Annotated in this window: 10 protein-coding genes and 5 tRNA genes; 6 read left to right on the top strand and 9 right to left on the bottom strand. The window is 48.5% G+C overall.

Annotated features, from left to right (window positions below; translation table 11 throughout):
• Positions 1–31 precede the first annotated feature (31 nt).
• From ACR2PX_RS01550 to ACR2PX_RS01520, 7 genes are all read right to left on the bottom strand, one after another.
• Positions 32–114: transfer RNA gene (locus ACR2PX_RS01550), tRNA-Gly, on the bottom strand.
• A 34-nt stretch (positions 115–148) separates the two neighbouring features.
• Positions 149–231, bottom strand: a tRNA-Gly gene (locus tag ACR2PX_RS01545).
• A gap of 33 nt (positions 232–264) precedes the next feature.
• A tRNA-Gly gene (locus ACR2PX_RS01540) sits at positions 265–347 on the bottom strand.
• Between the two features lie 96 nt (positions 348–443).
• Positions 444–519, bottom strand: a tRNA-Glu gene (locus tag ACR2PX_RS01535).
• A gap of 6 nt (positions 520–525) precedes the next feature.
• Positions 526–601: transfer RNA gene (locus ACR2PX_RS01530), tRNA-Ala, on the bottom strand.
• A 256-nt stretch (positions 602–857) separates the two neighbouring features.
• Complete coding sequence (gene gltX / locus ACR2PX_RS01525; protein WP_433997598.1) at positions 858–2,351, bottom strand: glutamate--tRNA ligase; 1,494 nt, start codon at positions 2,349–2,351, stop codon at positions 858–860.
• 67 nt (positions 2,352–2,418) lie between these two features.
• Entirely contained in the window at positions 2,419–3,330 is a 912-nt protein-coding gene (locus ACR2PX_RS01520; protein WP_433997597.1) for a LysR family transcriptional regulator, read from the bottom strand.
• A 255-nt stretch (positions 3,331–3,585) separates the two neighbouring features.
• On the opposite strand from ACR2PX_RS01520, the gene ACR2PX_RS01515 reads away from it, so the two are divergent.
• From ACR2PX_RS01515 to ACR2PX_RS01490, 6 genes are all read left to right on the top strand, one after another.
• On the top strand, positions 3,586–4,434 hold the full coding sequence (locus ACR2PX_RS01515; protein ID WP_433997596.1) for a sterol desaturase family protein: 849 nt from the start codon (positions 3,586–3,588) through the stop codon (positions 4,432–4,434).
• Positions 4,431–4,658, top strand: a complete 228-nt coding sequence (locus ACR2PX_RS01510) for a hypothetical protein (RefSeq protein WP_433997595.1) — start codon at positions 4,431–4,433, stop codon at positions 4,656–4,658. The genes ACR2PX_RS01515 and ACR2PX_RS01510 overlap by 4 nt, the downstream gene beginning before the upstream one ends.
• A 30-nt stretch (positions 4,659–4,688) precedes the next feature.
• On the top strand, positions 4,689–5,930 hold the full coding sequence (locus ACR2PX_RS01505; RefSeq protein ID WP_433997600.1) for an aldehyde dehydrogenase family protein: 1,242 nt from the start codon (positions 4,689–4,691) through the stop codon (positions 5,928–5,930).
• Positions 5,931–5,940: 10 nt separating this feature from the next.
• Positions 5,941–6,510 carry a class II aldolase/adducin family protein gene (locus tag ACR2PX_RS01500; RefSeq protein ID WP_433997594.1) on the top strand — a complete coding sequence of 190 codons (570 nt, stop codon included), beginning with the start codon at positions 5,941–5,943 and terminating at the stop codon, positions 6,508–6,510.
• Between the two features lie 48 nt (positions 6,511–6,558).
• A complete protein-coding gene (locus ACR2PX_RS01495) occupies positions 6,559–6,801 on the top strand; it encodes a class II aldolase/adducin family protein (protein ID WP_433997599.1) in 243 nt (80 codons plus the stop codon).
• 85 nt (positions 6,802–6,886) lie between these two features.
• Positions 6,887–7,813, top strand: a complete 927-nt coding sequence (locus ACR2PX_RS01490) for a TauD/TfdA dioxygenase family protein (RefSeq protein WP_433997593.1) — start codon at positions 6,887–6,889, stop codon at positions 7,811–7,813.
• Positions 7,814–7,834: 21 nt separating this feature from the next.
• On the opposite strand, the gene ACR2PX_RS01485 is transcribed toward ACR2PX_RS01490, so the two are convergent.
• Both ACR2PX_RS01485 and ACR2PX_RS01480 read right to left on the bottom strand, forming a co-directional pair.
• Positions 7,835–9,127 (bottom strand): cation:proton antiporter, encoded by a 1,293-nt coding sequence (locus ACR2PX_RS01485; RefSeq protein WP_433997592.1) that lies wholly within the window; start codon positions 9,125–9,127, stop codon positions 7,835–7,837.
• 563 nt (positions 9,128–9,690) lie between these two features.
• Positions 9,691–10,062, bottom strand: a complete 372-nt coding sequence (locus tag ACR2PX_RS01480; protein ID WP_433997591.1) for a hypothetical protein — start codon at positions 10,060–10,062, stop codon at positions 9,691–9,693.
• Positions 10,063–10,239 lie beyond the last annotated feature (177 nt).

Below are 10,239 nucleotides of genomic sequence, written 5' to 3'. Positions count from 1 at the left end.
GAAGATGCTTTAGGACCTCTTCAAAGTCCGGAGCAGGAAACGAGACTCACTCTTTAACTCTGAGGCGACCCCAACCTTGGCAAGGTTGTGCTCTACCTACTGAGCTATTCCCGCAATAAAGATGTTTTAGGACTTCTTCAAAGTCCGGAGCAGGAAACGAGACTCACTCTTTAACTCTGAGGCGACCCCAACCTTGGCAAGGTTGTGCTCTACCCACTGAGCTATTCCCGCAATAAAGATTTTTTAGGACTTCTTCAAAGTCGTAGCAGGAAACGAGACTCACTCTTTAACTCTGAGGCGACCCCAACCTTGGCAAGGCTGTGCTCTACCCACTGAGCTATTCCCGCTTAATCAGATCATTCAATGCTGAACTGAGCGACGCAGTTTAACGACTTATCCGGTCAGAGAAATCAGTAGAAATACCATTTACTGACTTCTGAAAATGGCATCCCGTAGGGGACTCGAACCCCTGTTACTGCCGTGAAAGGGCAGTGTCCTAGGCCACTAGACGAACGGGACACAATTTGGTGGAGCTAAGCGGGATCGAACCGCTGACCTCAACACTGCCAGTGTTGCGCTCTCCCAGCTGAGCTATAGCCCCAAAATGCTTCACTTCGTTCCGGCTCACCCTTCTCTTTAAGAGAAGTTTTTTGGCTGCCCCGAAACGCAGGGCGAATGATATGGATGCCCCCCTGACCTGTCAAGCTCACTTATGAAAAAATGTTTAATCCAAGCAGATAGTTATATAGGTTTTCTCTCTGAGCGCTTTACCAATCAAGCCTCACAGAAACCCTTTCTGGCAGATAAAGAAAAGGCCGGAAAAATCCGGCCTTTTTTATGAAACGAGTGAATCTTATTTATTCTGACTCACTGCCCAGCGCTCTGAACTCTTTTTCAAAACGCTTGGTTTCTTTTTTAGACAAACCACCCAGAACGTTGACAGCATGACGCAGACGGGCTCGAGTCATGTCTGCCCCCAGAATGGCCATGGAGTCCATGACCGACCAGGAGTTCGGCGTACCGGCAATCGCAACAAAGATAGGATGGTTAAAGTCACCCAGTTTCAGCCCCATTTCTTTGGCAAGCGTTTTCACTTCTCCAAAGATGTTTTCTTTGTTCCACTGCCTCAGCTGCTCCAGCCTCCAGAGGATAAACTGCAGCACTTTCTTCACCTCAGTCGGTTCCAGCTCTTTATGGGCGAAGTCTTCTTCTGACAGCTCCAGCATGCCAGAGAACATAAAACTGGCCATGGGGGCAAAATCAGCCAGTGTTTCTACACGACCCTGGGCGAATGGCAGAAACTTCGTAATATAGTCACTGTTGAGCAACCATTTATGGAGACGGTCAGCAAACTGCTCAGTACTCAGATCTTCACGGATCCAGCTGGCGTTCAGCCAGGACAGTTTTTCCTGATCAAAAATAGGCCCACCCAGAGAGACGCGCTGGATGTCGAAATGTTCAATCATTTCCTCGAGATTGAACTTCTCACGCTCATCCGGCATTGACCAGCCCATACGACCCAGGTAGTTCAACAGAGCTTCCGGCAGATAGCCGGCATCCCGGTAGTAGGTAATACTGGTTGGGTTCTTGCGTTTGGACAGTTTGCTCTTGTCCGGGTTGCGCAGCAACGGCATATGGCAGAGAACCGGCATATCCCAGTCAAAGTATTGATAAAGCAACTGATGCTTTGGCGCAGAACTGATCCACTCTTCGCCTCTGATGACGTGAGTAATCCCCATCAGGTGATCATCAACCACATTAGCGAGATGGTAAGTAGGCATGCCATCTGCCTTTACCAGCACCTGCATGTCCACCTGAGACCATTCAATCTCAATAGTGCCACGCAGCGTGTCTTCAACCTTGCTGCTTCCTTCAGAAGGGATTTTCATGCGAATGACATGAGGCTCATCGGCTGCCAGCTTACCCTTCACTTCCTCTTCAGAAAGATGCAGACAGTGACCATCATAGCCTGACCCCTGCTTGGTTTCAGCCTGCTCAGCTCTTAGCGCATCCAGACGCTCTGCTGAACAAAAGCAACGGAAAGCGTGACCCTTGTCGAGCAGCTTTTGTGCATGCTCATCATAAATTTCACGTCTTTCACTCTGACGATAAGGGCCGTGAGGGCCACCGGCATCAGGACCTTCATCCCAGTTCAGGCCCAACCAGCGCAGGGAGTCCAGAATCTGTTTTTCAGATTCAGCTGTGCTGCGCGCCTGGTCGGTATCTTCTATACGAAGCAGGAACTGGCCACCCTGGCTCTTGGCAAAAGCCATGTTAAACAGGGCAATATAGGCCGTTCCCACATGGGGATCGCCGGTAGGAGAGGGAGCTACGCGAGTACGAACAGTCATGATCTATTAACGAGTACAGTTTAAGTGGGCGCTAGTCTACACCCACCAGGGCCTCATCGACAATGAATCAGCGACTGAGTATCAGCTCGACCAACTTTTCACGAAACCATCGATGCAAGGGATTCGCCGCCAGAGCCGATGGCCAGATCAGCTTTTTAGGCACGGCTGGCATTTCCAATGGAAAAGGATGAGCCTCTACAGCAAATCGAGCCATCAGAACAGCAGCCAACCTTTCTGGAATCGTGCAGATCGCGTCTGTGGTTTCAATAATCGTGGCAGCAGAATTAAAGTGGGAAACTCGTGCAAGAATACTTCGCTTGGGTCTCTGCTTGCCCATCAAGATATCCAGGTGGAAACTCTGCTGACCATTGACAGCAAAAATGACATGCCTCTCCTGACAATAGTTATCCACAGTCAGCCCACCACCCAATCTGGGATGATCTTTTCGAGCAATCACCACCAGCCTTTCCTCGCCTACAGAAACAAAATCCAGGCCGGATTCATCTGGCTCCTGATAATGAATGGCGAAATCTGCCTTTCCAGCCTTAAAATCCTGTGGCAATCCGTCAGCAGAAACCGTTAATAGATTCAAACTGATACCGGGAGCTTCTGCCTGGAGCGTCTCAAGTAAAGGTGCAAGATAGACCGATTCAAAGTAGTCACCCGCCAGCAAGGTAAATACTCTCTGACTCTCCCCCGGCTTGGGATCTTTACGGGATTCGAGGCTCATGCGTATCTGAGTCAGTGCCGGACTAATGGCTTGATACCACTCAACGGCCCTGGGTGTTGGCTCCATTCCCTGTCGACTTCTGACAAAGAGAGGGTCATCAACGGTCACTCGCAGCCGCTGAAGCGCTGCACTCATGGCAGGTTGACTCATTCCAAGCAAATCCCCAGCCTTGGATAGCTGACCGGTCTCCATAATGGCCTCAAAGACGGTCAACAGATTGAGGTCTACACCTTTCAGATTGAACTTCATACTATTTTCTTATTATTCAAATGATGGATATTTTAGATACTAAATATCGATTTTACATATATAAACCACTCTCGTAACTTTACTCATGCTCATTGAAGGTGCGAATCCGCCCGTAGCGAACTCAGCAAGTGCACCAATACTGCGCGATAACAGGGCTGTTCTTCACCTTAAATCTTTATAAAAGAACTCAAATATAAAAAGTTCGAACACAGCCTTGAGCTGTCTAAAAAATAAGAAGAAAAAAGTGAGGGTGTTATGTCTGAGAGAGAAATAATCGCGAGCATCGTCAGCTCGGGTTTTATTCTGGTGTTCGTGATTGAATTATTGGCGGGTAAATTCAAGGAATCCCTTCGCCCATGGCGTGATGGTGGATTCATCCTGGCGGGCCTTTCCGCACATGCAGTCATGTCTACGCCCCTGATAGGTTTTATTGCAGGCTGGCTGGTCATTTTCATGTTTCCAAACAGCTCCGGTGCTCTGGCCGAAACCCCCTTCTGGCTGGCACTCGGCGTCATCTTTTTCGTTCAAGAGTTCATGCACTATTGGTTACACCGATGGACTCACGAAAAGGAATGGTTGTGGAAAATTCACAGAACCCACCACACTGCTGAGAAACTCAACACCGGTGTAATCTGGCGCTATAACGTCTTTTGGACTTTGCTGCTGCCACAGGTGTGGATGCTGCCTTTCATGATTTACTTCGGCCTCGGCATCCCCTGTGTTGTTGCAGGCATGATGACTTTCTTTGGCAATATGCTGACGCACACAGCCTTCCGCTGGGACCTCTGGCTTCGCAAGAAAATGCCCTGGAGCGAGCCTGCCTGGCGCGTTTTAGAAAAAGTGATCACCCTGCCTGACACGCACCATGCCCATCATGCCTGGGGGCCAGGATCCAACCTGAATGGTAACTATGCAACCACTCTGTTCATTTTCGACACGGTCTTTGGCACTGCAAAAATCCCGAACCGTGCACAGAAACGATACTGCCTGCCAAAAGCCAAGAACCTGGACTGGAAAGAAGAACTTTTCTGGCCACTGATTCGCAAGCCAGAAGCATCACTCTCAAGCAATAAAAGCAAAACAGAACAAAAGGCAGCAGTATGAGAGGCGCATCGGTTTTAACACTGAAGACCAACCTTCTTGATCCAAACCGGATCAAGGGGGACAGCGATACACCAACCGGAGAGGTTGAACGCCTGCTGGAGGCACAAAGGGCCGACTTCATTAAAGAAGGTGAAGTCAGTGCCAAAACCCGCATTGAACGACTAAACCAAACTATCGACCTGATTCATGATAATCATGATCATATAGTTCAGGCACTGGCGTAGGACTTTGGCAGTCGGTCGAGCCATCAATCCATCTTTTCGGATGTCTATTTCTGTCTGGAATCTCTCAAACACAGCCGTAAGCATGTACGACAGTGGATGAAAGCAGAGAAGCGAAAGCTGGACCTGATCTATCGCATCACCGGCAGCAAGGCTGAAGTTCAATACCAGCCCAAGGGGGTTGTGGGCATTCTGGGTACCTGGAACTTCCCTGTAAATACCGTCATCTGTCCTCTTGCTGGCGTTCTGGCTGCTGGTAACCGCGCCATCCTGAAATTCTCGGAAGTCTCTCCAGCCACGTCGGCACTGATGGAATCACTGGTCAAAACCTATTTTGACGAGAAAGTGGTCACTACTATTTCCGGAGGCCCTGAACTGGGGTCCGAAATGACGGCAGCACCGTTTAATCATCTGGTCTTCACAGGTTCAACCCATATTGGCAAAAAGATCATGAGGTCAGCTTCTGATCATCTCACACCGGTCACACTGGAACTGGGAGGAAAGTCTCCAGTGGTTGTAGACAGGGAGTACGACGTCCAGGAAGCCGCCGAAAAAATCATGATTGGCAAGGCATTGAATGCCGGCCAGGTCTGCCTCTCTCCTGACTATGTATTCGTGCATGAGGACAAACTGGAGTCGTTCATTGAGGCTGCAACCCAGTGGACGCGAAAAATGTTCCCTACCATGAAGAACAACAAGGATTACACCGCTGTTGTTAACGAACGTCATTACTACCGGGTCAAAGGTTGTATTGATGAAGCCAAGGAACGGGGAACGGATGTACGCACAATCAATCCGGCAAAAGAAACTCTGGAACCCAAGGACTCTGTTTATAAGCTTCCTGTGACCTTTATTGTCAATCCTGACGATGATCTCGGCATTATGCGCGAAGAGATTTTTGGACCAGTTCTGGCGATCAAAAGCTATCGACAAATTGATGAGTGCATAGATTTTATTAATGCCCGTCCTCACCCTCTTGGCCTGTATCTATTCAGCAACCAGCCCTCGTTCCAGAACACTGTCATCAAACGGACCCTGTCCGGTGGTGTCACCCTGAACGACGTTATCATGCATGGCGGCTGCGAAAACCTGCCGTTTGGTGGTGTTGGAGACTCTGGCGTTGGTCACTATCACGGGGTTTATGGCTTCAGAGAATTCAGCCACGCCAGAGCTATCTTCAAACAAGGGAAGATCAATATTCAAAAACTCAGCGGTCTGATTCCTCCTTACACCAAAAAATGTGACCGTGCGCTAAAAGCCATGGTGAAAAAATAAGGAGCAAAACATGAAAAGATACTCAGGTTTGAATCAAGCCATAGTCGATCAGTTTGCTCCCAGACCGGGAAGACACGCCCTGCTACCGGAGTTGTCCGAAAAGGCTCAGGTAGCCCTGATGTGTCGCATGCTGTTCAGGGAAGGCTGGAATGAACACATTGCCGACCATATCACCTGGCGCTTACCCAACGGCAATATTCTGACCAACCCCTGGGAATTGAGCTGGGATGAACTGACGGCCAAAGACATCATGACTCTGGACGCAGAAGGACAGGTGATTGATGGCGAATGGAACATCACACCCGCCATCGGCCTGCACATTCAACTGCACGCCCTGCGTCCTGATACCCATGTCGTCATTCACAACCATGCCCACTGGAGTGGTATCTGGGCGAACCTTCAGAAAATACCTCCCATTTACGATCAGGCTGGATCCTATTGCGGTGAGAAGTTACCGATCTATACCCATCACCCTTGGAGATGTGAGGTTGTTGGCTGCTCTCGCTCACCCCAATCACCTACTGTTCGTAGGCTCATGGGGCTTCGTTCGTTTGCCGCCTACTCACATCTTCAATGGTAACGGGTATATAACGAGTACACCGGCACTTTTGAGGATGGCGCTTCAACGCTGTTTGCAGCAGAAGCTCTGGGAGACGCCAAATGGGCACTACTGGCCAATCATGGCTCACTGGTTGTTGCAGAGAATTTAAGGCAAGCCCACCTCAGAGTCATCACTCTGGAATGGCGCAGCAAGCGTGCCTGGGAAGTTGAAAAGCTCAGTCGTATTGACGACAACGGTTTTCCATTTTGTTGGGAAGCGATGGCTCGCCGCGAGTTACGAGCAGACCCTGACATAGTAAACGACGTCTAAACAATTTTTAAAAATACAAAAGCCGACGCTATCAGCAGATCAAAAATGCCCATAGCGAAGCAAAAACAATAAAAGGTATAGAGCCATGAAGTTACAGGTTACACCTCTTGAAAATGTTGGCGTAGAAATCTCCGGTTTTGATATTAATGAGCCGGTTAGTCAGGCAATAAAAGATGAGCTGAAATCACTTTGGCATGAATACGGCATCCTGTTGTTCCGTAACCAGGACATTACTCCTGAAAAACAGATCGAGTTCAGTCGCATTTTTGGACCGCTGGAAATACACCCACTGAAAGCCACGACCGATGAAGCCAATCCCGAGCTTTTTGTTCTGGAAAGCGGCGGCGAAAAGGACAAGTTCTTCACCGCGAACTACAAGGGTGAAGAAATTGTGGGTCGTCTGGATTGGCACATAGACCTGCACTACACCGGTCGCCCCAATCATGGCGCCTTGCTTCGTGCGGTGGTCGTCCCGGAAAACGATGGTCTGACCGGCTTTGGAGATCTTGCTAAAGCCTACGATGCTCTGGATCAGGAAACCAAAGAGATTCTGGAGAAGATAGAGGTCGCCTACTCCTTCTGCATGCAGCGCAGAAATATGCGTTATGTCGATGTAGAGGGTTATGAGCCGGGGCCTTTTCAGCCCAAAAAGCCTTCTGACATGAACTACCCGGACTTTCCTGACGCAGCCTACCCCGGTGTTGTTACGCACCCAATAACCGGAAGGAAAATCCTGGGCATTGTTGAGCAATTTCTTGACCGGGTTATCACCCCACAACAGGCGGGTCTATCCAATGATGAAGCCATAGACCTTCTGCAAAAACTGGTAGCTCATACCCGCAGACCTGAATTCCATTACTTTCATGAATGGCAGGAAGGCGACATGGTTCTCTGGGACAACTGGCGTGCCATGCACTGTGCTACCGGAACCCGTAAAGGGGTGCGCCGTATTATCAACCGCACCACTATTGAGGGAGATGTTACCCTGGGCAGAGTTCTGACAGCAGAGTAATGAAACGATAAGGGGAGGGATTCACCCTCCCAGTTTCTTCATAGCCTGCTTTACGACATGATAATGCTGATTGACATCCAGCTTGTTCATAAGCCAGTTCACCGTGGTTCCCTGCACCAACAAAGAGAACAGAATAACGGCCAGAGTCATATCAATAATCAGATTCTTCTCGGGCATACTGTCAGGAATCGACAACATCAGGGCAACAGGCACAACACCTCTCAACCCACCCCAGAACATAATCGCCTTGGTCTTGTTATCTACAGGACGACCTACAGGGAGACGATTAGAGATGGGCAGCAACAAATACACAGCGACCAGCCGACCCACCAGAACCGTTGCAATCGCAATCATAAGATAGGGATAGTACTTCTGCAAATGATCCAGATTTCTGAACAAGAGATCTTCCTTCATACCCAGCAGCAGGAAAATCAAGCTATTGGCAATGAAGGCCATAAATTCCCAGTAAGGTGTGATGAAGCTGCGCACCTGTTCAGACAAAACTTTGCCTGATTCTGAGCGAGTGACAATGCCAGCCGCGATGGTTGACATAACACCGGACACCCCCAGGACATGATCAGCAATAATAAAGCTGCCATAAGCCAGTATGGTGGTGTGGGCAATTTGCACAAATGGCTCGGACTTGCCCAGTTTAAGCAACCAGTGCGTAGCCACGCCCAAAATGGTACCGACAATAATCCCACCAAAAAACACTTCGATAAAAGACCAGATGCCGCCCAGAACAACGCCGCTTCCAACGCCACCTCCGGCTTGAATCACCGCCAATACAATGCCAAAAATAACGATCGCGGTAGCATCATTAAACAAACTCTCTGCATCCATCAGCATGGACATCCGAGCCGGCGCCCCCACTTCCTTGAACAGGGCGATAACAGCCACCGGGTCAGTTGCTGAAATCAGCGCACCAAACAGCATGGCCCCAGCCAGACTAAGCGGTGTCAGCATATTCATGATGACACCGATCACCAGCATGGAAAGAACAACACCAAACACAGCAAGATTGAGTACTGAACTCATCTCACGAAACAGATGAGGGGGCTTGATATTGATGGCAGCATCAAAGATCAAAACCGGAAGCAAAACATACATGATCAGATCATGGGACAGATCAATCTTCAGTACAGGTTCTAATGCGTCGGTATACTGCGCCAGAATCCCTAAAGCCATGCCTATCACTACCAGGCCAATAGTGTAGGGAAACCTCAGTTTTTTTAGCAGAATGGATGAACTGGTAGCAAGAAGTAGCAGACCAGCCAGTATCAGGACCGGTGCAGCTAGGCCGGTTTCGTGCATGGCTAAACCTCTGAAAAAGATTCAATGAGACAGATCAGGAGCCTGTCGGACTCAAGGCAATTTTGTCCGTGGAATTTGCTTGAATAGGTCAACTATTCACACAAATCCAACGAAGCTGTCTAGAACGCTCAAGGCTATTGACTCGCTCTACTGACTCTTCAATAGAGATCTTCAATAGAGAGTATGCCCGAAAGCTTACGTTCGACAGGCTCCAAGAAAATACCGCTAATCCAACCTCTACAGCTGTGTTCATGGCATGGAGTGAGCGGTATTTCCGGCCCATGACTGTGTCAGGTTGAGTAGACCGGGAAGAACAATTGCGTCTGGGGTACAGACAGAAAGATAGCAGCCCACAGAAGAATAGACAGCTCTGCCAGGTGAATGGAGCAGAGCTTACATCAGCCTTTCCCCCTATGGGTTATAAGAATTTTCATTAAAGGCTATAAAAGAATCTTATCCCGCACCTCAACCTAATTAACACAGTAACCAATCCTGGTACGGTTTGAAAGGCTTCTCAGACTGGAAAGCCTTAAAAGCAGACAGATCATGCCGCAACAGGATCATTACTTTATACGTAAAGTAAATCGACCCGTGAAATAATTCCACCCAAATACAGCCATGTTTAGCCAGTTTCTTATACAGAAACCCTCAATATCATTCGCTATATTTCGCGGATCAATAAACAACAGATCAGGGCGATGACTAAAGAAACCCACACGGTTTTCAAACGGTTCACCCGCCGCAAAGTCACAAACGCCATTAAGGATAGTTTGTGCCAACAACGTTGATAATATAAAACCCGTATTCTTCCCCACAAAGCGGTCGAACATATCCTTAATCTGATAATAGAAATAGAGATATGAAGAATAACTGATCGCTACTGTAGCCTTCATTTCATCCTCAATAAGATTGAAATGATCATAAACGCCTTTCAATGAAGCACCGCTTTCTTAAGTTCCAATGAGTTTTTGAGAATCTCTGATCGTTTGTAACTATTCAGCCCCCTCAAAATAGGCTGGATTTTTCAGAGTTTTGTGCCATTTTCTACTAAACCTTTCTCTTTACTCTCAGTCATGACTCATATTGCACCCGATATACAGACCCGCGTCGTA

It is taken from the genome of Endozoicomonas sp. (assembly GCF_051008435.1).
GTDB lineage: Bacteria > Pseudomonadota > Gammaproteobacteria > Pseudomonadales > Endozoicomonadaceae > Endozoicomonas_A.
This window is presented reverse-complemented; position numbering and strand designations above follow the sequence as displayed.